Origin of the sequence: Maritimibacter harenae, assembly GCF_009882975.1 — a bacterium.
Lineage (GTDB): Bacteria > Pseudomonadota > Alphaproteobacteria > Rhodobacterales > Rhodobacteraceae > Maritimibacter > Maritimibacter harenae.
This window is the reverse complement of record NZ_WTUX01000011.1, coordinates 274,232-297,329: the sequence shown is the minus strand read 5'-3', so window position 1 is coordinate 297,329 and position 23,098 is coordinate 274,232. Positions and strand designations below refer to the sequence as shown.

At 67.9% G+C, this 23,098-nt stretch carries 22 protein-coding genes and 1 pseudogene; 7 read left to right on the top strand and 16 right to left on the bottom strand.

Annotated elements, in window-relative coordinates:
* Nucleotides 1-131 precede the first annotated feature (131 nt).
* Both GQE99_RS08170 and GQE99_RS21960 read right to left on the bottom strand, forming a co-directional pair.
* Nucleotides 132-1,973 carry an ABCB family ABC transporter ATP-binding protein/permease gene (locus GQE99_RS08170; protein ID WP_161351103.1) on the bottom strand — a complete coding sequence of 614 codons (1,842 nt, stop codon included), beginning with the start codon at nt 1,971-1,973 and terminating at the stop codon, nt 132-134.
* Between the two features lie 59 nt (nt 1,974-2,032).
* A pseudogene (locus GQE99_RS21960) lies at nt 2,033-2,215 on the bottom strand (LysM peptidoglycan-binding domain-containing protein); the annotation flags it as partial.
* 2,086 nt (nt 2,216-4,301) lie between these two features.
* Here GQE99_RS21960 and GQE99_RS08160 point away from each other — a divergent pair.
* Nucleotides 4,302-4,880, top strand: a complete 579-nt coding sequence (locus tag GQE99_RS08160) for an LOG family protein (protein ID WP_161351102.1) — start codon at nt 4,302-4,304, stop codon at nt 4,878-4,880.
* Here GQE99_RS08160 and rarD read toward each other — a convergent pair.
* From rarD to GQE99_RS08115, 9 genes are all read right to left on the bottom strand, one after another.
* Nucleotides 4,796-5,737: an EamA family transporter RarD gene (rarD, locus tag GQE99_RS08155; RefSeq protein ID WP_161351101.1), complete on the bottom strand. Its 942-nt coding sequence runs from the start codon at nt 5,735-5,737 to the stop codon at nt 4,796-4,798. The genes GQE99_RS08160 and rarD overlap by 85 nt on opposite strands.
* A gap of 124 nt (nt 5,738-5,861) precedes the next feature.
* Complete coding sequence (locus GQE99_RS08150) at nt 5,862-6,317, bottom strand: host attachment family protein (RefSeq protein WP_161351100.1); 456 nt, start codon at nt 6,315-6,317, stop codon at nt 5,862-5,864.
* Complete coding sequence (locus GQE99_RS08145) at nt 6,317-6,544, bottom strand: hypothetical protein (RefSeq protein WP_161351099.1); 228 nt, start codon at nt 6,542-6,544, stop codon at nt 6,317-6,319. Before GQE99_RS08145 ends, GQE99_RS08150 begins: the two co-directional genes overlap by 1 nt.
* A 130-nt stretch (nt 6,545-6,674) precedes the next feature.
* Nucleotides 6,675-7,277, bottom strand: a complete 603-nt coding sequence (locus GQE99_RS08140; protein WP_161351098.1) for a superoxide dismutase — start codon at nt 7,275-7,277, stop codon at nt 6,675-6,677.
* Nucleotides 7,278-7,414: 137 nt separating this feature from the next.
* Nucleotides 7,415-7,963 (bottom strand): sarcosine oxidase subunit gamma, encoded by a 549-nt coding sequence (locus GQE99_RS08135; protein WP_161351097.1) that lies wholly within the window; start codon nt 7,961-7,963, stop codon nt 7,415-7,417.
* A complete protein-coding gene (locus tag GQE99_RS08130; RefSeq protein ID WP_161351096.1) occupies nt 7,956-10,970 on the bottom strand; it encodes a sarcosine oxidase subunit alpha family protein in 3,015 nt (1,004 codons plus the stop codon). Before GQE99_RS08130 ends, GQE99_RS08135 begins: the two co-directional genes overlap by 8 nt.
* Nucleotides 10,967-11,290 carry a sarcosine oxidase subunit delta gene (locus GQE99_RS08125; protein WP_161351095.1) on the bottom strand — a complete coding sequence of 108 codons (324 nt, stop codon included), beginning with the start codon at nt 11,288-11,290 and terminating at the stop codon, nt 10,967-10,969. Before GQE99_RS08125 ends, GQE99_RS08130 begins: the two co-directional genes overlap by 4 nt.
* Nucleotides 11,291-11,386: 96 nt before the next feature.
* On the bottom strand, nt 11,387-11,662 hold the full coding sequence (locus GQE99_RS08120) for a hypothetical protein (RefSeq protein ID WP_161351094.1): 276 nt from the start codon (nt 11,660-11,662) through the stop codon (nt 11,387-11,389).
* Nucleotides 11,663-11,744: 82 nt separating this feature from the next.
* Complete coding sequence (locus tag GQE99_RS08115; RefSeq protein WP_161351093.1) at nt 11,745-12,992, bottom strand: sarcosine oxidase subunit beta family protein; 1,248 nt, start codon at nt 12,990-12,992, stop codon at nt 11,745-11,747.
* A 189-nt stretch (nt 12,993-13,181) separates the two neighbouring features.
* Between GQE99_RS08115 and ccmI the strand changes: the two genes are divergently transcribed.
* Genes ccmI through GQE99_RS08100 form a run of 3 tightly spaced genes read left to right on the top strand, consistent with a single transcriptional unit; the run spans nt 13,182 to nt 15,105 of the window.
* Nucleotides 13,182-14,417, top strand: coding sequence for a c-type cytochrome biogenesis protein CcmI (gene ccmI / locus GQE99_RS08110; protein ID WP_161351092.1), 1,236 nt, complete (start codon nt 13,182-13,184; stop codon nt 14,415-14,417).
* The gene (gene ruvX, locus GQE99_RS08105; RefSeq protein ID WP_328794076.1) at nt 14,414-14,881 is read left to right on the top strand and encodes a Holliday junction resolvase RuvX; all 468 of its coding nucleotides are present in this window, start codon (nt 14,414-14,416) and stop codon (nt 14,879-14,881) included. Before ccmI ends, ruvX begins: the two co-directional genes overlap by 4 nt.
* The gene (locus GQE99_RS08100; RefSeq protein ID WP_161351090.1) at nt 14,878-15,105 is read left to right on the top strand and encodes a DUF1289 domain-containing protein; all 228 of its coding nucleotides are present in this window, start codon (nt 14,878-14,880) and stop codon (nt 15,103-15,105) included. The genes ruvX and GQE99_RS08100 overlap by 4 nt, the downstream gene beginning before the upstream one ends.
* Nucleotides 15,106-15,289: 184 nt before the next feature.
* On the opposite strand, the gene GQE99_RS08095 is transcribed toward GQE99_RS08100, so the two are convergent.
* From GQE99_RS08095 to purQ, 3 genes are all read right to left on the bottom strand, one after another.
* Nucleotides 15,290-16,621 (bottom strand): sigma-54-dependent transcriptional regulator, encoded by a 1,332-nt coding sequence (locus tag GQE99_RS08095; RefSeq protein ID WP_161351089.1) that lies wholly within the window; start codon nt 16,619-16,621, stop codon nt 15,290-15,292.
* Nucleotides 16,622-16,695: 74 nt separating this feature from the next.
* On the bottom strand, nt 16,696-18,483 hold the full coding sequence (locus tag GQE99_RS08090) for a sensor histidine kinase (protein WP_161351088.1): 1,788 nt from the start codon (nt 18,481-18,483) through the stop codon (nt 16,696-16,698).
* 36 nt (nt 18,484-18,519) lie between these two features.
* Nucleotides 18,520-19,188: a phosphoribosylformylglycinamidine synthase subunit PurQ gene (gene purQ, locus GQE99_RS08085; protein ID WP_161351087.1), complete on the bottom strand. Its 669-nt coding sequence runs from the start codon at nt 19,186-19,188 to the stop codon at nt 18,520-18,522.
* A gap of 150 nt (nt 19,189-19,338) precedes the next feature.
* Between purQ and GQE99_RS08080 the strand changes: the two genes are divergently transcribed.
* Nucleotides 19,339-20,472, top strand: coding sequence for a histidine kinase dimerization/phosphoacceptor domain -containing protein (locus GQE99_RS08080; protein ID WP_161351086.1), 1,134 nt, complete (start codon nt 19,339-19,341; stop codon nt 20,470-20,472).
* Between the two features lie 20 nt (nt 20,473-20,492).
* Here GQE99_RS08080 and purS read toward each other — a convergent pair whose 3' ends face one another.
* Both purS and purC read right to left on the bottom strand, forming a co-directional pair.
* Nucleotides 20,493-20,723: a phosphoribosylformylglycinamidine synthase subunit PurS gene (gene purS / locus GQE99_RS08075; RefSeq protein ID WP_161351085.1), complete on the bottom strand. Its 231-nt coding sequence runs from the start codon at nt 20,721-20,723 to the stop codon at nt 20,493-20,495.
* Between the two features lie 13 nt (nt 20,724-20,736).
* Nucleotides 20,737-21,498: a phosphoribosylaminoimidazolesuccinocarboxamide synthase gene (gene purC / locus GQE99_RS08070; RefSeq protein ID WP_161351084.1), complete on the bottom strand. Its 762-nt coding sequence runs from the start codon at nt 21,496-21,498 to the stop codon at nt 20,737-20,739.
* Between the two features lie 154 nt (nt 21,499-21,652).
* Here purC and GQE99_RS08065 point away from each other — a divergent pair, with 154 nt between their 5' ends.
* Nucleotides 21,653-21,967, top strand: a complete 315-nt coding sequence (locus GQE99_RS08065) for a DUF1476 domain-containing protein (protein WP_161351083.1) — start codon at nt 21,653-21,655, stop codon at nt 21,965-21,967.
* A gap of 143 nt (nt 21,968-22,110) precedes the next feature.
* Nucleotides 22,111-22,920 (top strand): alpha/beta fold hydrolase, encoded by an 810-nt coding sequence (locus GQE99_RS08060; protein ID WP_161351082.1) that lies wholly within the window; start codon nt 22,111-22,113, stop codon nt 22,918-22,920.
* The last annotated feature ends 178 nt before the right edge of the window (nt 22,921-23,098 follow it).

Below are 23,098 nucleotides of genomic sequence, written 5' to 3'. Positions count from 1 at the left end.
TGGTTCGGGGGGCTGGCCCCTCGATCTGGCCTGTGCTTCGGGGCGCTGGCCCCCGGCCACCGCGCCGGCCTGCCGCAGGCAGGGCGGCGCAAGACCTGCGCGCGGGCGATGCCCGCGCACCTTTGGCCCGATCAGGCCGCCTCGTCTTCCTCGACCGCCTGGCGCGCCCACATCGCCGCGTACTTGCCGCCACGCGACAGGAGCTCTTCGTGGCGCCCCTCCTCGATCACCTGGCCCGCCTCGAGCACGACGATGCGGTCGGAATCGGCGATGGTGGACAGGCGGTGCGCGATTGTCAGCACCGTGCGCCCCACCCCCATCGCCTTCAGCGACACCTGGATGTCGCGTTCGGTCTCGGTGTCGAGCGCGCTCGTCGCCTCGTCGAGCAGCAGGATCGGCGGGTTCTTGAGAAGCGTGCGCGCGATCCCCACGCGCTGTTTCTCACCGCCCGACAGCTTCAGCCCGCGCTCGCCCACCTGGGTGTCGTAGCCCTCGGGCAGCGACATGATGAAGTCGTGGATGCGGGCGGCCCTGGCCACCGCCTCGATCTCCTGGAAGGTGGCCCCTTCCTTGCCGTAGCCGATGTTGTAGCGGATCGTGTCGTTGAACAGCACCGTGTCCTGCGGCACCACGCCGATCGCGTCGTGCACGCTGTCCTGCGCCACGTCGCGCAGGTCCTGACCGTCGATGCGGATCGCGCCGCCGGTGACATCGTAGAACCGGAACAGGAGCCGCCCGATGGTCGACTTGCCGGAGCCGGACGGGCCGACGATGGCCACCTTCTCGCCGGCGGCGGCGCGGATCGAGACGCCGTGCAGGATCGGGCGCGTGGGATCGTAGCCGAATTCCACGGCGTCGAGTTCGACCTCGCCGCCCTTGATCTCGAGGTCCGGCGCACCGGGCTTGTCCTTCACCTCGGGGGGCTGTTCGAGCAGGTCGAACATCTCGCCCATGTCGACCAGCGCCTGCCGGATCTCGCGGTAGACGGAGCCCAGGAAGTTCAACGGCATGGTGATCTGGATCATGTAGGCGTTGACCATGACGAAATCGCCGGTGGTGAGCGTGCCGTTCTGCACGCCGATGGCGGCCATGACCATGACGGCGACGAGCCCGGCGGTGATGATGAAACTCTGGCCCGCGTTGAGGAAGGCCAGCGACTGCGAGGTCTTGATCGCCGCGGCCTCGTAGCCTTCCATCGCGCCGTCGTAACGCCGCGCCTCGCGCTTCTCGGCGCCGAAGTACTTCACGGTCTCGAAGTTCAGCAGGCTGTCGATCGCCTTCTGGTTCGCGTCCGTGTCCTGGTCGTTCATCTGCTTGCGGATCTTCACGCGCCACTCGGTCACGGCGTAGGTGAAGCGCACGTAGACAAGGATCGTGCCAACGACGACGGCGAAGTACCAGGCGTCGAAGGCGAAGAGGAAGATGCCCGCCACCAGTGCAAGCTCGATGAAGAGCGGGACGATGTTGAACAGAAGGAACCGGAGCAGGAATTCCACGCCCTTCACGCCCCGCTCCATGATCCGGCTGAGCCCGCCGGTCTTGCGCGTGATGTGGTAGCGCAACGACAGCGCGTGGATGTGCCCGAACGTCTCGAGCGCAAGCGCACGCAGCGCGCCCTGCGCCACCTTGGCGAAGACCGCATCGCGCAGCTGCTGGAACCCGACGGAGAAGAAGCGCGCCATGCCGTAGGCGACGGTTAGCCCGATCGCCCCCACGGCCAGCATCCAGGCCGCGTTGTCGCCGCCCTCGCCCGTGAGCCCGTCGACGGCGGCCTTGTAGAAGACCGGCGTGATGACGGCGACGACCTTGGCGAAGAGCAGAAGCCCCATCGCCACGACGACGCGGAACCGGGCCTCGGGGTTGTCGCGCGGCCAGAGATAGGGCGCGACGCGCCGGATCGTGGCAAGCCCGCGGCCGTCCTGCGTGCCGTCGAACCGTGCCGAGCTTACCGTCGTCTTTCCGCCCTGTCTCATCCTGGTCCCCCGCGTCCGTGAGCCCTTCACCTAAGGCCGGAGACGCCAAATGACCAGAGCTAGCGGCCTTTCACGGTCCCCAGCTCGGGCAGCGCGAAGACCTGTCCCGGGTAGATCAGGTCCGGGTCGCGGATCTTGTCGCGGTTCGCTTCGAACACCTCGACGTAGAGGATGCCCTGCCCGTAGCGCTCGCGCGAGATCGCCCAGAGGGTCGAGCCGGGCTGCACCGTGATGGCCGAGATCATCGGCTCCGGCGCCGGGCTCTCGAGCGCGTCCGCCCCCGCGGGCGGTTCGGGCTGGCCTTCGGGGGCCGGCGTTTCCCCGGCGACCTCGACGCCGGCGTCCCCGGACGGTTCCGGCTGTGCGGGTGCCTCGATCCCCGGCGTCTCGGCCACTTCGGGCTCGATCGGCGGGGTGGCATCCGTCGCGCTCTCTTCCGGCGCCGGCTGGGGCGGCGTCGCGGCGGCCGGCTCGGTCGTGGTGTCCGGGTCGCTCTCCGGGCGCGGCGGGGCGTCGGCGTCCTCTGCGGGCGGCTCCACCGCCTCCGGGACCTCGGCCTCGGCGACCTCGACGCTCTCTCCCGTCTCGGGGGCCTCGGCGGGCGCTTCCGCTTCGGGCTCGGGCACCTCGGGCGTGCCCTGCCCCAACGCGGCGGCGAGCGCCTCCGGCGCTTCCCGCTTGAACGGGGATTCGACGCGTGCGGTGACCTGGCCGTCCTCGCCCAGCTCGTCGACGCGCAGCGTGTAGATGCCCGGCTCGACGCTGCCCGGCAGGGTCAGACGCCACTGGCCGTCATCGTCGACCGCGGCATCGCCGATGAGCGCATTGTCGAGGTAGAGGCGCACCTGGCGCCCGGGTTCGCCCCGGCCCGAGATCGTGACCGCCCCGTTTTCGTCATAGGCGATGGCATCGAGCGAGAGCGCGGGCATGTCGGGCGCGCGCGGCTCTTCGACAACCGTGATGCCCTCGCTGTCGGCCTCGAGGACGCGCGGCCCCGTGGTCTCCGGCGTGTCCTTGGCGACGGGCTCTTCCGCTTCGGGCTTCGTCGCCTCCGCGACCTGCGGTTCCGGCGCGGGTGCCGGTTCCGGCGCGGCCTGGGCGACGTCCGCCTCGGGGGCGGGTTCGGGCGATCCGGGCTGGGCGGGCTCTGAAGGTACGGGCGCGGGTTCGAGCTGTTCGGGAGCCGCCGGGGCCTCGGCCACGTCCGCCTCCGGCTCCCGCGTGATCTCCGGCGCCGGTTGCGGCACGGGTGCCGGCGCCTCGGCGGGCTCGACCTGCGGCGCGCCGGTGTCCGTGTCGTCCGACGTGGCCGCCTCCGGCTCCGGGGTCGTCGCCGGGGCCTCGGCCTTCGGCACGTCCGCCTGCGCCATATCAATCGGCTCGTCCTGCCGGGTGGGCTCGTCCGTGGCCTGCGCGTCCGCGGTCTCCGTTGTGTCCGGTGCCTCGCTGGTCCCGGCTGTCTCGGCGGGTTCGGGCGTCGCGGCGGGTTCGGGCGTTTCCTCGGCCTCGGCCACCTGCGCGGGCGTACGCAGCGGCTCCACGATCCGGCTGCCGTCGGAATAGACCAACGCATCCTCCCCGGGCCGGCGCGCGGCGAGGCGCAGGACGCGGGGCTTCTCGGACAGCTCCAGTTCGAAGACGGCGGCGAAATCGCCGGCCCTATTGGCCTCGGTCTCGGCGACCGTTTCGCCATCGACGAGGATCGAGACGACCGCGCCGGGTTCGGCCGTGCCGGCCACGACCGCCATGCCCTCGGCCGGGAAGCGCAGGTTGCCGAACGCGGGCGGCGTCATCGGACCGGGCGCCTCGGCGCTCTCCTGTCCGTCCACGTCCGTGGCGTCGGGGGCCTGCGCGACCTGCTCCTGGTTGTCCCCGGGCTGCTCTTGCGCGGGCTCCGCCGTTTCGGTGGCCTCGTCCTCGGGCGCCTGCGTCTCTTCGCTGGGGGCTTCGGCGGCCTCCGTCTCGGGCGCGGCATCCGTCTCGGGCGCGGGCTCCGGCTCGGGCTGCGCGGCATCTGACGTGGCAGCGTCCGACCCTTCCCGGGCGGCGTCGGATGTATCCTGCGCCCCCTGTGCCGCGCTGTCCTGCGCGCTTTCCTCGACCGGCGATGTCTCCTGTCGGTCGGCCGGGTTCTGCCCGGTCAACACGATGGCCACCACGGCCGCGATGCCGACGCCGACCGCACCAAGCGCCCAGCCGAGCCAACCTCTCAGCAAGCTGATCATCCTTACCCTTTCACCGTCCCCCAAAAGCCCCTTGTGCACGGAGCTTGAGCGACCTTACCAACCGGGGTATCAGCGGTCAAAACACTTTGCCGGAGGGGCAACCATGACTTCGCCCAACGCCTCGGTCTGTGTCTTTTGCGGCTCACGCCCCGGAAAGGACCCCGCCTACGAGGCAGATGCACAGGCGGTCGGCACGCTGCTGGCCGAACGCGATTGGCAACTCGTCTACGGGGCCGGCGATGTCGGCCTCATGGGCACGGTCGCGCGCGCGGCGCAGGCCGCGGGCGGCGCGACCTTCGGGGTGATCCCGACCCACCTTCTGTCGCTCGAGGTCGGCAAACGCGATCTCAGCAGTTTCGTCGTCACCGAGAACATGCACGAGCGCAAGAAGGTCATGTTCATGAATTCCGACGCCGTCGTGGTGCTGCCCGGCGGTGCGGGATCGCTCGACGAGTTTTTCGAGGTGCTGACCTGGCGCCAGCTGGGCCTGCACGAAAAGCCCGTGGTGCTGCTCAACACCGGCGGCTACTGGGGGCCGCTCCTCGCGCTGATGCAGCACGTGATCTCCGAAGGGTTCGCGGATGCCTCTCTGCTCGACTACGTCATCGTGGCCGACGATGTCGCCTCGATGGCGCGCAGTCTCGAGGCCGCCCTCTCCTCGCGCAGCGTCACCCAGGAATAAAGCGCGAGCGCCATCCAGATCAGGGGCAGCGCCACCAGGTGCCAGCGCGTCACCGGTTCGAGGAACAGGAAGGTGGCGACCAGGAACTGGAGCGTCGGGTTGATGTACTGCAGGAGCCCCACGAGCCCGTAGCCCAGCCGCCGCGCGGCGTAGGAAAACAGGATCAGGGGCAGCCCGGTCAGCGGGCCCGAGAACATCAGGAGCGCGGTGTCGCGCCAGTTCGACCCGAACGCGCCCAGGTTGCGGCCGACAAGCCCTTCGGCCCCGAAGCGGTGCACCATGACGAGCCACCCCAGCGCGAGCGGCGCGAGCAGCACCACCTCCGCCGTGACACTGGCCACCGGCCCCGCGTCGAGCCCTTTCTTGACCACACCGTAGAGCCCGAAGGTCGTGGCCAGCGTGAGCGAAATCCACGGCGCGGCCCCGAGCCCGATGGTCAGGACCAGCACCGCCACCCCGGCCAGCGCGACCGCCAGGCCGCGCAGAAGGCCCAGGGTTTCGCGAAACACGATCACGCCCAGTAGCACGGCCACGAGGGGGAAGATGTAATAGCCCAGCGACGCATCGAGCGCGCGTCCCGTCTGCACCGAGAAGATGAAGAAAAACCAGTTGGTCGAGATCGTCACCGCGGCCAAGGCCACGAAGATCGCCCGGCGACTGAGCAGAAGCCCCCGGATCTCGCCCAAGCGCCCGCGAAAACCCATGATGGCGCCGAAGAAGACCATCGACCAGAGCGTGCGGTGGGACAGGACCTCGAGCGGCGGGACATGCGAGAGCGTCTTGTAGAAGATCGAGGACAGCCCCCAGATCACGCAGGCCGCCGTCATCGCCGCCAGCCCCTTCCCCGTTTCGCCCATGTCTTGACTCCGCAACTCGTGAACCCCCGTCGGGTGCCAGACGGGGCCCGCGCGGTCAAGCCGAGGTCAAAACGAAAACGGCCGCCGGAATGGCGGCCGCCTTGGTCGGAAAAGCCGTGCGGTGTCAGGCCGCTTCCAGCTCTTCCTTCAGGATCGCTTCCATCTTGTCGAGGGGATGGTTGGTCAGGAGCTTGTGCACCTCTCCCACCACGCGGCTCGACACTTCCTTGTGCAGATCCCGGCGCAACTCGCCCAGAAGCTGGGGCGGACAGGCGATGATGATGCGGTCGAATTCGCCGCGATGCGCCTTCTTGTAGAGGATTTCGGACAGCTCCGCCGCGAAGCGTTCCTTGGCCAGCTCGTGCCAGTCGGTGTCATCCAGCGCCGAGCGCTGCTGCACGCCGGTGTCCTGCATCCGGCCCGGACGGTTCGCCGATTGCGACCTGTCGGAAGGGTTTTCCTGCTCTTCCTCGCGGATCACCACGAGATGCGGGTTCTGCGCGTCGGCGACGTTTTCGAGAAACAACGCCTTCTCGCTGTCGGCCACGAGCACCCAGGTTCCGTTGTGAAGTTCGTTCATCACACCTTCTCCTTGTCGCCGCTGTCATCCTCGTCGCCGCCCAGCGGACGGGTGTTGCCTGCCGATGTCTCGTCCACGCGCTTCTCTTCGTCGCGCGTGCCGACCTTGCGTTGCAGGTTGCCGCCCTTGGCGCCTTCCTGCGCGGTCTCATCGAGCTTTTCGGGACGCCCCCCGAGGATGTCGCGGGTTTCGCTGCGACCGTCCTTGGAACGATGTCTCTCGGCCATGAAAAGCCTCCTTTCATCTCTTTGGGACAAAACGCCGATCCGCCCCCGCCAGTTCCACCGATCCGCGGCCCGGAACGCAAAACGGCCGCCCCTTCGGACGGCCGTTCGCAGGATCTTGCTGAGGTCGGTCTCACATGCGCGAGGCGACGTTTTCCCAGTTCACCAGCTTGTCGAGGAAGTTCTGCAGGTAGGCCGGGCGCTTGTTGCGGAAATCGATGTAGTAGGAGTGCTCCCACACGTCGCAGCCCAGAAGCGCGGTCTGGCCGAAGCACAGCGGGTTCACGCCGTTCTCGGTCTTGGTGACCTTGAGCGACCCGTCGGTGTCCTTGACCAGCCAGGCCCAGCCCGAGCCGAACTGGCCGGCGCCGGCGGCAGCGAAGTCTTCCTTGAACTTGTCGACCGACCCGAAGGCCTCGGTCAGCGCCTTTTCAAGCTCGCCGGGCATCTTCTTGTTGTCGCCCGGGCCCATCATTTCCCAGAACTGGTTGTGGTTCCAGTACTGCGAGGCGTTGTTGAAGATGCCGTTCTGGGCAACGGCGTTGGCATCGTAGGTGCCCTTGATGATTTCTTCGACCGACTTGCCTTCCCACTCGGTCCCGGCAATCGCCTTGTTGCCGTTGTCGACGTAGGCCTTGTGGTGGATGTCGTGGTGGTATTCCATCGTCTCCCGCGACATGCCGAGGCTCTCGAGAGCGTCGTGTGCGTAGGGAAGGTCGGGAAGTTCAAAAGCCATTGGGATATCCCCCTGTTCTGCGTGTCGGTTGGCCTTTAGATGGGCCGTCAGCCCCGTGAAGGTCAAGGGGCTGGGACCACCGCTTTGTTATTATTCACCGATTTGCCGGCACAGGGGATGTGCGCACCGCGCGCCTCTCAGAGGTTCAGTTCGCTGCCCGGCCGCGCCGCGTTGCACAGGAGGGTCCAGACATACTGGCCCTCGGAGCGGAAACACATGACCTCGAAAAGTCCCGGCCCGGTCATCCAGAAGGCCCCGGCGGATTGCGCCAGCCGCGTGCGCCGGATCGTGCCGACCTGGGCCCCGTCCAGCCGGGCGGGCGTGAGCTTGCGCAGCACGTCGGCGGCGTCCGGTCCGTCGAGCCGGTAGATCGCGCGCGCATCCGAAACGACCGCCACCAGCGCGTGCGCGCCCGCCACGGCTGCCTCGGCTTTCCCGGCCAGCCCGGGGGCCGCATCGTAGTCGCAGAGCACCATGAGCTCGTCCGGCGACATCCAGGCCAGCGTGACCGGCCCCTTGGCGGTCATCGACAGCGGCTCCGGCAGGTCCGGTCCCAGCGCCTTGGCCATCCTGGCCAGCTCCTCGGGCGCGCCGCGCAGCGTGATCATGCCGCGCGGACCGGTGTCGGAGACGGTCACGAAACCCTCGAAGGTCGCGCCATTCATCGGGGAGACGGCATCAGACATCGGCCTTGGCTCCTTCCTCGTCATAGAAACAGGTGCCGCGCAGGCGCGCCTTGATCACCGTGCCGGTGCCGTCGAGCGTGGCGAAATCCACCACCTCGCCCAGCCGTTCGGGTCCGCGTTCGATCAGCCCCATCGCGATCCCCTTCTTCAGGGTCGGCGAATAGTAGGTCGAGGTCACGCGCCCGATCATGTTGCGCTGCCCCTTGTCGTTCAGCCCCTCGCCCACCGCGTAGGCGCCATCCGGGATCACCGAGCCGTCCAGCGTTTCGAGCCCGACCAGCCGCCAGCGATCCTCGCGCGCCATGTCGGGACGCTGCTGGGCGCGTTTGCCCAGGTAGTCCTCTTTCTTCTTCGAAATGACCCAGGACATGTCGAGATCCTGCGGAATCACCGTCCCGTCGGTCTCGTCCCCGATCATGATGAAGCCCTTCTCGGCGCGCATGATGTGCATCGCTTCCGTGCCGTAGGGCTGGATACCGTGCGCGGCGCCCGCTTCGCGCACCTTCTCCCACAACTCCGCGCCCCGGTTCGCCGGCACCGCGATCTCGTAGCTGAGTTCGCCGGTGAAGCTGATCCGGTAGACGCGCGCCGGGATGTCGGCAAGCGTGCCGTCGGCCCAGGTCATGAAGGGCATCGCCTCTTTTGAGACGTCCATGCCCCCCAGGGCTTCGAGCACCTTGCGCGCCTTCGGCCCCGCGACCGCGACCTGCGCGTATTCCTCGGTCAGGCTGGCGGTGTAGACCTTCCAGTCCCACCATTCGCACTGGAGCCAGTCCTCCATGTGCCCGTGGATGCGGTCGGCCCCGCCGGTGGTGGTGTGGCAGAGCCACGTGTCCTCGGCCAGCCGGACGACGACGCCGTCATCGCTGACGAACCCGTTTTCCGAGCACATCAGGCCGTAACGGCATTTGCCCACCGGGATCGTCGACATCATGTTCGTGTAGAGCATGTCGAGGAACTTGCCCGCGTCCGGCCCTTTCACGAGGATCTTGCCCAGCGTCGAGGCGTCGAGCATGCCGACGTTCTCGCGCGTGTTCAGGATCTCGCGGTTGACCGCCTCCTCGTCGCTCTCGCCCGCTTCGGAGAAACAGAACGGGCGGCGCCAGTGGCCCACCGGCTCCCACACCGCGCCGGCCGCATCATGGATGGCGTGCATCGGGGTGCGCCGGATCGACTGGAAGAGTTCGCCGCGCGCTTCGCCCGCGATCGCGCCCATGCTGATCGGGGTATAGGGCGGGCGGAACGTGGTCGTGCCGGTCTGCGGGATCGGTTGACCCAACGCATCGGAAAGCACGGCCAGCCCGTTGATATTGCTGAGCTTCCCCTGGTCCGTCGCCATGCCCAGCGTGGTATAGCGCTTGGCGTGCTCCACGCTCTGGTAGCCCTCGCGGGCGGCCAGCTGGACGTCCGACACCTTCACGTCGTTCTGGTAGTCGAGCCACATCTTCATGCGCTTCTCCGGACCGGCGCCGGCGGGCATGATCCAGACGGGCTTGAGCGGCTGACGCTCCGTCTCGTTCGCCTTGGGGGCGGCCTTGCGGGTGAGCGTGCCGCCCGCGGCCTTGGCGGCCCGGCGTCCGGCCTCGTGGGCATCCGCGAGCGCCTCGGCCAACCCCAGCGCGCCGGAGGCGGCCCCGGCGGTCGCCACGAACCCCTGCCCGTCCGCGCCCAGCGGCGGGCGCTCGGGATCGGGTTTGAAGAGCGCCTCGCCCTCGTCCCACAGAAGCTTTCCGCCGCAATGCGACCACAGGTGCACGACCGGCGACCATCCGCCCGACATCGCGATGGTGTCGCACTCGATCGCCTCGCCGGTGCCCTTGCCCGCAAGATCCGTCACCAGCGCGGCCTTCACGCCCGAGCGCCCCTTCACGCCCGCCAGCGCCTTGCCGGTCATGAGCCGGATCCCGGCCTTGCGCGCGCGCTCGGCCAGCGGGCCGGTCAGGGTCGGGCGAACGTCCACGATCCCCGCGACCTCGACCTTCGCGGCATGGAGCGACAGCGCGGTGAGGTAGGCGTCATCGTTGTTGGTCACGATCAGCGCCCGCTTGCCCGGCGCCACGCCCCAGTTCTCGACGTAATCGCGCACCGCGGAGGCGAGCATGACGCCCGGCAGGTCGTTGCCCGGGAAGGACAGCGGACGCTCGATCGCGCCGGTGGCGGTCACGATCTGCCTGGCCCGGATGCGCCACAAGCGGTGGCGCGGACGGTCGTCGCCGGGGGTCGTGTCGGCGACGCGCTCGTATCCCAGGACGAAACCGTGGTCGTAGACGCCCGCGCCCATGCAGTTCAGGCGCAGGGTGACATTTTCCGCCTTTTCAAGTTCTTCGACGGCGCTCTTCACCCACGCATCGGGATCGGTCCCGTCGATCTCGCCCCCGTCGACCGGCGCCCGCCCGCCCCAGTGCGGGGTCTGTTCGAGCACGGTGACGCTGGCGCCGCCGGCCGCCGCGGCGCGCGCAGCGGCGAGCCCGGCCACGCCGCCGCCGATCACCAGCACGTCGGTGTGGTGGTAGGCGTATTCGTAGCGGTCCGCGTCCGGCTCCTTCGGCACGGCGCCCAGCCCCGCGGACTGGCGGATGAAAGGTTCGAACAGGTGTTTCCACGCCACGCGCGGGAACATGAAGGTCTTGTAGTAGAAGCCCGCCGGCAGGAACCGCGCGCCCAGATCGTTCACCGCCCCGATGTCGAATTCGAGCGTCGGCCAGTGGTTCTGGGTCTTCGCGGAGAGCCCGTCGAAGAGGGCCGTGGTGGTGGCGCGCTGGTTCGGCTCGAACCGCCCGCCCTCGCCGATCCCCATGAGCGCGTTGGGCTCTTCCACGCCCGAGGCGACGGCGCCCCGCGGGCGGTGGTACTTGAAGCTCCGGCCCATCACCATCTGCCCCGCGCCCATCAGCGCGGAGGCGAGCGTGTCGCCCGCGTAGCCGGTCATCGGCTTGCCGTTGAAGGTGTAGCGCAGCGTTTTCGACCGGTCGATCAACCGGCCCTTGCCCTCGATGCGGTGGCTCATCCCCGGCCCTCCCAGTCGGGCAACCGTTTCTTCACGGCAGCAATGATGTCTTTCGGTGGTTCGGGCGTCTGGGCGGGATACGTGCCGTAGACCTCGAGCGTGACGGTGTGGCGCGCGGCCAGGAACCACTTGCCGCAGCCATAGGCATGCCGCCAGCGCTCGAAATGGACGCCCTTGGGGTTCTCGCGGGCGAACAGGTAGGCCTCGAACGCTTCGTCGCTGTCGCCGACGGTGGCACGCTTGAGATGCGCCTCGCCGCCGGGGGCGAGCTCGGTCTCGTCCGCCTCCACGCCGCAATATGGACAGGTGAGGATCAGCATGGCGCGCCTCCGTTTGCCGTGGCGGAGGCGCCACGCATGCGACCGGCCCACGCCCCGAAGGGACGCAGGCCGGTCAATTCAAGTTGTGGTGCGGCGTTACTGGGCTGCCTCTTCAGCAGCGCCTTCGACGGCCTGGGCCGCCTCGCCGATGGATGTGGCCGCATCTTCGACAGCCTGTCCGGTGTCCCCCCCGGAGCCGCCGATCGTGATGCTGAGGCTCTGGCTCGCATTGCCGGTCTGTTCGCCGAAGACGAACCAACCGATGACGGCCACGGCCGCCACGAGAAGGCCGACGATGACGGCCAGTCCGGTGTTGCCGCCCGAGGATTGCTCGTTCTGAGCGCGGGGCGGTTCGTAGCTGTGTTCAGCCATTGTTGATCTCCCGTGCAAATCCAAGTTGCACAGCCAACGCCGATACGTCCGAAAGAGTTCCGCGAAAATTGCTTGGGTTCCATCAATGCGCCACCCCTGCGGCCACGCTTTCGTCGATGAAGCGGCCTTCGCGGAACCGTTCCATTCCGAATGCCGCCGCGAGCGGCCCCGGCGCATCCTTGGCGACGAGCTCGGCCATCGCCCAGCCGGAGCCGGGAATCGCCTTGAACCCGCCCGTGCCCCAGCCGCAGTTCACGTAGATCCCGCCCACGGGCGTCTTCGAGATGATCGGGGATCGGTCCCCGGTCATGTCAACGATCCCGCCCCACTGGCGCAGCATCTTGAGCCGCGAAATGATCGGGAAGGTCTCCACCAGCGCGCGCACGGTCTCCTCGATATGGTGGAACGACCCGCGCTGGGTGTAGTTGTTGAACCCGTCGGTGCCCCCGCCGATGACCATCTCGCCCTTGTCGGACTGGCTCATGTAACCGTGCACGGTGTTGGCCATCACGACCACGTCCATGCAGGGCTTGATCGGCTCCGACACCAGCGCCTGGAGCGCCACGCTTTCGATCGGAAGCCGGAAGCCCGCCATCTCGGCCAGGTCCGAACTGTGACCCGCCACGACCAGCGCGAGCTTGCCGCATTCGATCCGGCCCTTCGACGTGTTCACCGCCCTGACCTGTCCGCCCTCGGTCTCGACACCCTCGACGGCGCAGTTCTGGATGATGTCCATGCCCATGTCCGTGCAGGCCCGGGCATAGCCCCAGGCGACCGCGTCATGGCGCGCCGTGCCCGCGCGCGCCTGCCAGAGGCCGCCCAGGACCGGGTAATGCGGCCCCTCGATGTTGATGATCGGAACCAGCCGCTTGACCTCCTGGGGGCCGATGAAGGTCGTGTCCACGCCCTGCAGCGCATTCGCGTGCGCCGTGCGCTGGTAGCCACGGACCTCGTGATGGGTCTGGGCCAGCATGATGACGCCACGCGGGCTGAACATGACGTTCATGTTCAGGTCCTGGCTCATCGTCTCGTAGAGCGACCGCGACTTCTCGTAGATCGCCGCCGAAGGGTCCTGCAGGTAGTTCGAACGGATGATCGTGGTGTTGCGTCCGGTGTTGCCGCCGCCCAGCCAGCCCTTCTCGATCACCGCCACGTTGGTGATTCCGAAGTTCTTGCCCAGGTAGAAGGCCGTGGCGAGCCCGTGGCCCCCCGCGCCCACGACGATCACGTCATAGCGTTTCTTGGGCTCCGGGTTGCCCCAGGCACGCTCCCACCCGCTGTGGTAGCGCAGCGCCTCGCGGGCGATGGCGAAGGCCGAATACCGTTTCATGCGACTCCCCGACGACAGGTTCCGGGAGGCACCATATCAAGCCCGCCCCCGGGGCCAATGCGGCAACCGGCACCACGCGATGCAAATGCGACATCAACTTGTCGCGGGCAGCCAGCGTGGCGTTGTCGCAGGGGCTTTTTCACCGTGCCGCGAACCGCTAGATGGAGGGAACCATTTCGCGGAGGAACAATGGGTTTTTGGATACTGGTGGCGCTGGCGGCGCTTTTCATCGTGCTCATCCTGGGCTACGCGCTCTTCGCCCCGGCGCATCGCACGGCGCAGGCCAGCGCCGACTTCGATGTCGCGATCTACCGCGACCAGTTGAAGGAGCTCGACCGCGACGTGGCACGCGGCGTGATCACCGAGGCCGAGGCAGCCCGCGCGCGCGTCGAAATCTCGCGCCGCCTGCTCGAGGCCGACAAGGCCGCGCAGACCAGCACCGGCGCCCACCGCGCCCCGCGCGCGGCCAGCATCGCCGCGGTGGCCTTAATCGCCGCGATCGTGGCCGGCGGCGGTTACCTGCTCTACGGACGGTTGGGCGCGCCCGGCTACCCGGACCTTCCGCTCGACCTGCGCAAGGAACTGGCCGCCGAAACCCGCGAAAACCGCCCCGACCAGGCCACGGTCGAGGCGCGCACGCCTGCCTGGGACGGCCCCGACGCCTCGGTCCCGCAGGATTACGTCGACCTGGTCGAACAACTGCGCACCGCCGTGGCGCGGCGCCCGAACGACCCCCAGGGGCTCGCCCTCCTGGCCCAGCACGAGGCCGCCCTCGGCAATTACCGGGCCGCCTACCGGGCGCAGGGCCGCCTGATCGCGGCGAAGGGCGACGCGGCCACCGCGCAGGACCATGCCGACCATGCCGAGCTGATGATATCGGCCGCCAACGGCTATGTCTCGCCCGAGGCTGAGGCGGCGCTCGAGCGCGCGCTCCGGCTCGATCCCCAGAACGGCGTCGCGCGCTATTACTCGGGGCTGCTCTTCGCCCAGATCGGCCGCCCCGACCTGGCCTTCCGCCTCTGGCGCACGCTCTACGAGAACTCGCCGGACAGCGCGCCGTGGATGGAGGCGATCGGCAACCAGATCGGTGAACTGGCCCGCGCGGCCGGCGTCGACTACACCCCGCAGCGCCCGGCGCCGGGCATCCCCGGCCCCTCGGCCGAGGACATGGAGAACGCGGCCGACATGAGCGCCGAGGACCGCCAGGCGATGATCGAGGGCATGGTCCAGCGCCTGTCCGACCGCCTGGCCGAATCCGGCGGCCCGGCCAGCGACTGGGCCCGCCTGATCCGCGCCCTGGGCGTCATGGGGGACACCGACAGGGCGCAGGCCATATGGGACGAAGCGCGCGCGCTCTTCGCCGAGAACCCGGAAGACTACGCGCTGGTCGAAAGCGCGGCGCGCGATGCCGGGGTGGCTCAGTGATCTGCGAAGAGATCTCCGACTTCGCCGCGGCCCTCCCGCCGATGACGGCGCTCGCCGGACTCGACTACGGCGACAAGACGATCGGCGTGGCGGTCTCCGACGGGATGCGCCAGGTGGCGACGCCGCTCGAGACGATCCGGCGCGGCAAGAAATTCACCGCCGACGCCGAGAAGCTCCTGGCCATCCTCGAGGCGCGCCGGATCTCCGGCATCGTCCTAGGCCTACCGCGCAACATGGACGGCTCCGAGGGCCCACGCTGCCAGAAGACCCGCGCCTTCGCGCGCAACCTCGCGCGCCTCACCGAACGCCCGATCACCTTCTGGGACGAACGCCTGTCCACCATCGCCGCCGAACGCGCCCTGATCGAGGCCGACACGTCGCGCGCCAAGCGCGCGGGCGTCATCGACCACGTGGCGGCGGGCTACATCCTCCAGGGCGCGCTGGACCGCATGAGGCACCTATGATCGACGACGTCTGGGTCCGCGACGAACCCCTCTCGCCCTGCACGAAGGTCTGCCAGATCCACCCGGAGATGCGGATCTGCATCGGCTGCTACCGCACGATCGACGAGATCGCCCGATGGTCGCGCTTCACCGACATGGAACGACGCGAGATCATGGAAGCCCTTCCCGCCCGCGCCCCCATGCTGGCCAAGCGCAAGGGCGGCCGCGCCCGCCGCCACTCCTGAACGGCGCGCGCCTGCGGCGCGCACATGATGAGCCCGGCCCGATCCTTGCGGATCGCACCGGGCGATGTGCGTATTTGGGGAAAGATGAAGGGGGGCCCCTTCTTCGTTTCGGAAATACCTCGGGGAGGTCTGGAGGGGCAGAGCCCCTCCAGCGGGTCGACCCGGGCGCACGCCCGGGGCGACATCAGAGATAATCGGCGCGCTGCAACCCGTACTTGGCCATCTTCTCGTTCAGCGTCCGCCGCGGCAGGCTGAGTTCTTCCATCACGCCCACGATCGAACCCTTGTGGCGGCGCATCGTGTTGTCGATCAGCATGCGCTCGAAGGCCTCGACATATTCCTTGAGCGGCTTGCCCTCGGTCGTCACCACGGGCTGCACGTCATCGTGGTCGTTCATCAGGAGCGAGGCGATGGTGCCGGTGCCCCGCCGACTTTGCAGCACGGCACGCTCCGCGATGTTGATCAGCTGGCGAATGTTGCCCGGCCACGGCGCCTGGAGGAGCTGGGCGGCTTCCTGGGCGGTGACGCTGGGGGCGGCGCAGCCGTATTCCTCGGCGAACTGGTCGGCGAAGCGGGTGAAGAGCATCAGGATGTCCTCGCCGCGCTGGCGCAGCGGCGGCAGGGTGATGGTCATGGTCGCGAGGCGGTAGAACAGGTCCGGGCGCAGCATGTCCTCGCAGGTCTTGCCGGCCTCCTGCAGGTTCGAGATCGCCACCACGCGGGTCTCGGGCGGCGTGCCCTGGTCGTTGATCCAGCCCAGGAGCTTGGCCTGGACGCTGTCGGGCAACGCCTCGATGTCCTCGAGCACCAGCGTGCCGCCACGCGCCTCTTCCACCAGCGGCAGGCGCCCGCCCTCGTCCATCGGGCCGAAGAGCTTGCGGGCGAGTTCGTCCTCGTCCTGGCCCGCGCAGCGCACCACGACGAACTTGCGGCCCGCCTTGGCCCCGACCGCGTGAAGCGCGTGCGCCACAAGCGTCTTGCCGGTCCCGGTTTCGCCGTCGATCAGCACGTGACCGTCGGCCTGGCCGATGTCGAGGATATCCTCGCGCAACCGTTCCATGAGTGGCGAGGCACCCACGAGCTTCTTCATGATGGTCGTGCCGTCGCCCAGTTCGCGGCGCAGGATGCGCGCGTCGAGCGTCATGCGCCGGTTCTGCGTCGCCTTCTTGGCGAGCGCCGTCATCTTGTCGGGATTGAAGGGCTTTTCGAGGAAATCGTAGGCCCCGACCCGCATCGCCTCGACCGCCATCGGCACGTCGCCGTGGCCCGTGATCATGATGACCGGGAGCGCGCTGTCCACGCTCATCAGCTTCTTGAGGAACTGCATCCCGTCCATGCCGGGCATGCGGATGTCGGAGATCACGACACCGGGGTAATCGGTGCCAACGTTCTTCAGGGCCTCTTCGGCCGACGGGAAGGTTTCGGTGTCGAACCCTGACAGGGCCAGCCACTGGCTGATCGACTGGCGCATATCCTGTTCGTCATCGACGATCGCGATTTTCATTGCCTGTGCCATTCTTCTTGTACCCTCCGGCCCCCTTCGGGCCTGAAATGACCGGACCCATCCCGTCCGGCCGGCCGCCCCGCAGCTTATTCCGCTGCTTGAACGTCCGCGTTATCCTTGTCGTTGTTCTTCAAGATAGGAAGTTCTACCTCGAATACAGCCCCCCCGGCGGTTCCGTTGCGCGCCGTGAGGCGCCCGCCGAAGTCGTTCACGATGCCCGAGGAGATCGCCAGGCCGAGCCCGACCCCGTCCCCGGGCGCCTTGGTGGTGTAGAAAGGCTCGAACAGCTGGTCGAGGTCTTCCACACCCGGCCCGTTGTCCCGCACGGAGATGACCACCTGCTCGCCGCCGGTGAGCAGGATGTCCACCTGCGGGTCGTCCACCGACTTGGTCGCGTCGATGGCGTTTCTGAGCAGATTGATCAGAACCTGTTCGAGGCGCACGTTGTCGCCCATGATCATCACCGGCTCGCGCGGGATGTTGCGGGTGATGCGCACCTGGCGGCGCTTGAGCTGCGGCTCCATCATGGAGAGCGCCATCGACACCGACTGGCGCACGTCCATCGCCTGGAAGGCGTCGCCGCCCTTGCGGGCATAGGATTTCAGTTGCTTGGTGATCAGCCCCATCCGTTCGATCAGGTCGTCGATCCGCTGGAAGGAGGACAGCGCCTCTTCCGAACGCTTGCGCTGGAGAAGCAACTTGGCGCCTGCAAGGTAGGTCTTCATCGCCGCGAGCGGCTGGTTCAGCTCGTGGCTCACCGCGGCCGACATTTCGCCCAGGGCCGCGAGCTTCGAGCTCTGTGCCAGCGTCTGCTCGGCCACCTCGAGGTTCTTTTCCGCCTTCTGGCGTTCGGCCACCTCGCGCTGGAGCGCGTCGTTGAGCTGGCGCAGTTCCGCGCTTTCGAGCTGGAAGAACCGGCTCGCGGTCGTGGCGCGACGGCTGACCACGTAGAAGCCGAGCGTCAGCAGGATGGCGAAACCCATGATTTCGAGCGCGAGCACGCCGTTCACCCGTTCGCGCACGGAACCGTAGGTGGTGAACGAGGTCATCTGCCAGCCCTGGAACGGGATGCGCGCGGTCTGCCGGATCACGTCGTCGCCGGCGAAGAACGCCTCGGACGGGAGCGCGGCCCATTCGGCCGTGCGCTCCAGGGCGCGCTCGATCGCGGTCGGCGGCGGCAGCGTGTCCATCGCCTCGCCTTCAGGCAGGCCGCGCCAGCGCGGTTCGGTGGTCAGGATCACCCGGCCCTCGCTGTCCGTGACGTAGACCGCGTCGGAAATGCCCGCCCAGCTTTGCTCGAACTTTTCGAGGTCCACCTCGACCACGATCACGCCGATCAGCTCGGAGCCGTTCAGGATCTTGCGGGCATAGGTGAACTGGAAGCCGCCCGCCTCGGTCTGGACGGTGGTGAAGACGGTATCGGAGGAGCGCAGGGCATCCACGAAATACCGCGCGGAGCGGTGGTTGGAGCCCAGACGTTCGCGGTCGGTCGCGGCCACCGCGCGCCCGGACTGGTCGAGAAGCAGGAGCGACTGGGCCCCGATCTCGTCGCGGTAGGAAATCAGGCGCTGCGAGGAGTTGACGAAATCCTCCGTGTTCAGCGCCGAGATGAAAGCGGGATCGCGCGACAGGAGCAGCGGGACGACCGAGCTTCTCTGCAGTTCGGATTGCAGGTTGCCCGAGTAGAGGGCGAGCCTGAGTTCGGCACGCGAGCGGGTGCTTTCGGTGTAGCGCTGGGTGAGAAGTTCGTTGGAGATCCAGATCACGGCGATGGCCGCCGCGATGAAGAGCACGAGCACGACACGGCCCACCAGCCCGAAGGCCGGCGACCGGGGCGGACGCTGCCCCTCGTTCGGGTTGTCGATCTCCGTCATGGATCGGTTTTACGCGCCGGCGCCGCGGCGCTCAAGTCACGCGGTTTCGAGACTTGCGACCAACGAGCGGAACATTGCCACCCCGTCGGTGCCCCCATGGGCCGCGTCAACGGCGCGCTCGGGATGCGGCATCATGCCCAGCACCCGGCGGTTTTCCGACAGGACGCCCGCGATATCGGCGGTCGAGCCGTTGGGGTTGTCGACATAGCTGAAAGCGATCCGGTCCTGGTCGCGCAGGGTGGCAAGCGTTGCGTCGTCGACGGTGTAATTGCCGTCGTGGTGGGCCACCGGGATCGAGATGACCTGCCCCGCGTCATAGTCGGACGTGAAGTCGGACTGCGTGGTTTCCACTTTCAAATCAACGGGTTTGCAGACGAACTTGAGGTTCGCGTTGCGCATCAGCGCGCCCGGCAGAAGCCCGGTCTCCGTGAGCACCTGGAAGCCGTTGCACACGCCCAGCACGTAGCCCCCACGCTCTGCATGGGCCTTGATCGAGGCCGAGATCGGCGATTTCGCGGCGATGGCGCCGCAGCGCAGGTAGTCACCGAAGGAAAAGCCGCCCGGAACGCCCACGATATCCACGTCGTCGGGGAGCGCGGTGTCCTTGTGCCAGACCATCGAGACCTGCGCGCCGGCGCGCTCGAAGGCCACGGCCATGTCGCGGTCGCAGTTGGAACCCGGGAAGACGATGACGGCGGCTTTCATGGCGAAACTCCGGTGGGGTGGATCCACCGCGCTCTTAGAGCCGGGGTGCCACAGGGTCAAGTGGAGCGCGCGGCCCTTTTCCCGATTGCACGGGCGCGGGGCCGTCTCTACCCTCGTGCCCGATTGCACACTCACCCCACGGCCCCCGACATGACCGACACGCCCCCGCTGCCGCCGCGGCCGGACCGGAACGAGGAGCGCCTTGCCGCGCTCCATGCGCTCGACGTCCTCGACACGCCGGCGGAGGCCGGTTTCGACGATGTCACCGCATTCGTGCGCAAGCTGTGCGACGTGCCCACCTCGCTCGTGTCGCTGGTCGACCGGAACCGGCAGTGGTTCAAGTCCGCCGACGGGTTCGACGCGCCGGAGACGGGGCTCGAAAGTTCGGTCTGCGCCTACGTGGTTCATGCCGATGAATTCATCGAGATCTCGGACCTTTCCAAGGATCCGCGCACCGCGCGCAACCCGCTGGTGGCCAAGCCCGGCGGCATCCGGTTCTACGCCGGCGCGCCGCTGCGCCTGTCCTCGGGCCACGTGGTGGGGTCGCTCTGCGCGATCGACACGCGGCCGCGCACGCTGTCACCGCTCGAGCGGGAAACGCTGACCGTGCTCGCCGCCCAGGTCGTCGCCCAGCTGGAGCTGAAACAGGCGCTCGCCCAGGCCGAGCTTCTGCGCAAGGAGATCGACCACCGGGTGAAGAATTCGCTGCAATCCATCTCCGCCCTCACCCGCATCCAGGCCCGCAAGGCCAAGGACGACAACGTGCGCGACGCGCTGCGCCAGGTGCAGGCGCGGGTCGAGATGGTGGCGGCCCTTCACGAACAGCTCTACCGGAGCTCCGCGACACGCGCGGTGGATCTGGCCGATTTCACCGACAAGGTCGCCGCGATCCTGAACGGGACGAGCCCCAAGAACGTGCGCATCGCCACCGATATCATCCATTGCCGCGTCACGGCCGAGCAGGCGTCGGCCATCGGCGTGATCATGAACGAATTCGCCTCGAACTCGATCAAGCACGCCTTTCCGGACGGGCGCGCGGGACTGGTGACGTTCCGGGGGCGCGAGCGCGACGACGGCACGCTCGAGATCGTGCTGGCCGACGACGGGGTCGGCATGGGCGCGGTGTCGCAGACCTCGGGCCTCGGGCTTGCCGTGATCGAGGCCTCGGTCGCCCAGCTCGGCGCGGCCTGGGAGCCGCTGGTCGCGGACCACGGCACTTCGGCGCGGCTGATCATCCCCCGCGCGCGCCTGGACGAAAAAAGCCGCCCCGGGGGCGGCTTTTGACATCTCTTTCGGCCGGCGGGTCAGCCCATGTGGATGCGGTAACTTTCGATCACCGTGTTGGCGAGCAGCTTCTCGCACATCTCCTTCACGGTGTCCTCCGTGGTGCCGTCGGCCAGTTCCAGCTCGATCACCTTGCCCTGGCGCACACCCTCGACCCCGTCGAAGCCGAGGCTGCCCAGGGCGTGGCGCACGGCCTCCCCTTGCGGGTCCAGAACGCCGGTCTTCAGCATCACGTCAACGCGCACTTTCATCGCGGGGGTCCTTTCAGTTGATCAGCGTCGGCTTGGTGGCGTGGGTCACGTTCGAGGGCAGCACGCCCAGGCGCTTGGCCACCTCGGTGTAGGCGTCGTTCAGGCTGCCCAGGTCCTGGCGGAACACGTCCTTGTCCAGCTTCTGGCCCGTCTCGATGTCCCACAGCCGGCAGCTGTCCGGGCTGATCTCGTCGGCCACGATCAGGCGCATGTAGTCGCCTTCCCACACCCGGCCGATCTCGATCTTGAAGTCGACCAGCTTGATGCCGACGCCGTGCATGACGCCCGACATGAAGTCGTTCACGCGCAGCGCCAGCGCCACGATGTCGTCGAGGTCCTGCTGGCTCGCCCAGCCGAAGGCGATGATGTACTCTTCCGGCACCAGCGGATCGCCGAGCGCGTCGTCCTTGTAGGAGAACTCGACGATCGGGCGCGGCAGCGTCGCCCCTTCCTCGAGCCCGAGGCGCTTGGCCATCGAGCCGGCGGCGAAGTTGCGCACGATCACCTCGAGCGGGATGATCTCGACCTGGCGGATCAGCTGCTCGCGCATGTTGAGGCGCTTGATGAAGTGGTTGGGCACGCCGATGCGGCTGAGCCCGGTCATGAAGAACTCGGACAGGCGGTTGTTGAGAACCCCCTTGCCCTCGATCACGTCCTTCTTCTGGGCGTTGAAGGCGGTCGCGTCGTCCTTGAAGTACTGCACCAGGGTCCCGGGTTCCGGGCCTTCGTAGAGAATCTTCGCCTTGCCCTCGTAGAGCTTCTTGCGTCGTGCCATGAAAAATGGGCCTTTCGAGTGGGCGGACACCTGCCCGCCATTTCCACGCGCTATAGTGCATTGCCCCCGCCCCCGCAAGGACGCGCGGGGGTTGCCTGACGGGCCGCGAGGGGGCATATGGAAGCAAACAGGCCACAGCTGGGATCAACGCACCATGACGACCTTCGACGATCGCGAAAACGCCTTCGAAAACAAGTACGCCCACGACGAAGAGATGAAGTTCAAGGCCGAGGCCCGCGCGAACAAGCTTCTCGCCATCTGGGCCGCCGGCCTGATGGGCAAGACCGAGGGCGACCTGGACGCCTACATCAAGGACGTCATCAAGGCCGATTTCGAGGAAGCCGGCCATGAGGACGTCGTGCGCAAGGTCGCCGGCGACCTGGGCGACAAGAGCTCGGCCGACGAAGTTCGGGCGCAGCGCCTGGCGCTTCTGGCCGAAGCCAAGGCGCAACTGATGGGCGAAATCTAAGCCCCTCTTGCAAAAGCATTTTTTTCGGAAAGGCACCCGCATTGCGGGTGCCTTTTTGTGTGTCTTCCATCACCAAAAGGCGTTTTTGGTGAAACCCGGACGGCGTTTCCGCGTTGGAGACACGACCGAAACGGAGAGAAGAAATGCACAAGACCGGCATGAAAATCCATGTCGGCGGAGCCGCGTTGCACGTTCAGATCATGGGTGACGCCTCCGCCCGACCGATACTGTTCCTGCACCGCGGCGCGGGCAGCCTCGCGGACTTCGAATACCTGCTGCCCGAGCTCGACCAGCATTGCTGCGTGCTGTTGGACCTGCGCGGCCACGGCCAATCCACCCTGGGGCGCGACACGATGAGCTATCCCCGGCTCGCCGCCGACATCGAGGCGGTGATCGGCAAACTCGACATCGACGCGCCCGTGCTTCTGGGCCACGCCGACGGGGGCACGGCCGCCCTCGAGGTCGCCGCGCGCGGGCGCGCACCGATCAGCGGCATCGTCACGCTCGCCGCCCGGGCCTGGCGCCCGAGCGACCAGGTGATCGCCACCCATATCGGCAAGGCCACCCCCTCCTTCTGGCGCAGCTGGTTCCCCGAGGACGTGGCGCTTTTCGAGGCCCACAACCCCGAGCCCGACTTCGACCGCTTTTTCGGACAGGTCGCCGGCATGTGGCGCAACGTGGCCGACACCAACTACCCGGGCCCGCGCGTGCGTGAGATCCAGTGCCCGACGCTCGTGCTGGGCGGTGAACACGACCACCTCGTCTCGGTCGACGAGACGCTCGACCTCTGGCGCGCCGTTCCGAACGCGCACCTGGGCGTGCTGCCCTATGCCAGCCACATGGTCCATTGCGAGGAACCCGATCAGGTCGCGCCCTTCGTCGACGACTTCATGGGCTTTCTCGACGACGACGCGACGCCCTGCACCTCGGGCGCGCTGGACGCGGTGCGCTGATCCCGGACTGTCGTCACGGGGGCGCCGCCAAGATGCGTTAAAGCCCGCCCGCGCCACCTGCGCCGGGCCGCCTTGCCCCTGTTGCGTAGGCAACGCACACGGGCCGGCGGGGCCGTCAATTGCACATCGGGCGGATTTCTGTCACATCACCCGTTGATCGCACAGGAAAGACCCGACC

Bases quoted from the DNA above. Each gene is read 5' to 3' on its own strand.
- GQE99_RS08150 (WP_161351100.1), bottom strand. From the start codon at position 6,317: ATGAACGAACTTCACAACGGAACCTGGGTGCTCGTGGCCGACAGCGAG.
- GQE99_RS08125 (WP_161351095.1), bottom strand. From the start codon at position 11,290: ATGCTGATCCTCACCTGTCCATATTGCGGCGTGGAGGCGGACGAGACC.
- GQE99_RS08100 (WP_161351090.1), top strand. From the start codon at position 14,878: ATGATCGACGACGTCTGGGTCCGCGACGAACCCCTCTCGCCCTGCACG.
- GQE99_RS08080 (WP_161351086.1), top strand. From the start codon at position 19,339: ATGACCGACACGCCCCCGCTGCCGCCGCGGCCGGACCGGAACGAGGAG.
- GQE99_RS08170 (WP_161351103.1), bottom strand. From the start codon at position 1,973: ATGAGACAGGGCGGAAAGACGACGGTAAGCTCGGCACGGTTCGACGGC.
- GQE99_RS08120 (WP_161351094.1), bottom strand. From the start codon at position 11,662: ATGGCTGAACACAGCTACGAACCGCCCCGCGCTCAGAACGAGCAATCC.
- GQE99_RS08065 (WP_161351083.1), top strand. From the start codon at position 21,653: ATGACGACCTTCGACGATCGCGAAAACGCCTTCGAAAACAAGTACGCC.
- GQE99_RS08130 (WP_161351096.1), bottom strand. From the start codon at position 10,970: ATGAGCCACCGCATCGAGGGCAAGGGCCGGTTGATCGACCGGTCGAAA.
- purQ (WP_161351087.1), bottom strand. From the start codon at position 19,188: ATGAAAGCCGCCGTCATCGTCTTCCCGGGTTCCAACTGCGACCGCGAC.
- GQE99_RS08060 (WP_161351082.1), top strand. From the start codon at position 22,111: ATGCACAAGACCGGCATGAAAATCCATGTCGGCGGAGCCGCGTTGCAC.
- ccmI (WP_161351092.1), top strand. From the start codon at position 13,182: ATGGGTTTTTGGATACTGGTGGCGCTGGCGGCGCTTTTCATCGTGCTC.
- purS (WP_161351085.1), bottom strand. From the start codon at position 20,723: ATGAAAGTGCGCGTTGACGTGATGCTGAAGACCGGCGTTCTGGACCCG.
- rarD (WP_161351101.1), bottom strand. From the start codon at position 5,737: ATGGGCGAAACGGGGAAGGGGCTGGCGGCGATGACGGCGGCCTGCGTG.
- GQE99_RS08135 (WP_161351097.1), bottom strand. From the start codon at position 7,963: ATGTCTGATGCCGTCTCCCCGATGAATGGCGCGACCTTCGAGGGTTTC.
- GQE99_RS08090 (WP_161351088.1), bottom strand. From the start codon at position 18,483: ATGACGGAGATCGACAACCCGAACGAGGGGCAGCGTCCGCCCCGGTCG.
- purC (WP_161351084.1), bottom strand. From the start codon at position 21,498: ATGGCACGACGCAAGAAGCTCTACGAGGGCAAGGCGAAGATTCTCTAC.
- GQE99_RS08095 (WP_161351089.1), bottom strand. From the start codon at position 16,621: ATGGCACAGGCAATGAAAATCGCGATCGTCGATGACGAACAGGATATG.
- GQE99_RS08140 (WP_161351098.1), bottom strand. From the start codon at position 7,277: ATGGCTTTTGAACTTCCCGACCTTCCCTACGCACACGACGCTCTCGAG.
- GQE99_RS08145 (WP_161351099.1), bottom strand. From the start codon at position 6,544: ATGGCCGAGAGACATCGTTCCAAGGACGGTCGCAGCGAAACCCGCGAC.
- GQE99_RS08160 (WP_161351102.1), top strand. From the start codon at position 4,302: ATGACTTCGCCCAACGCCTCGGTCTGTGTCTTTTGCGGCTCACGCCCC.
- GQE99_RS08115 (WP_161351093.1), bottom strand. From the start codon at position 12,992: ATGAAACGGTATTCGGCCTTCGCCATCGCCCGCGAGGCGCTGCGCTAC.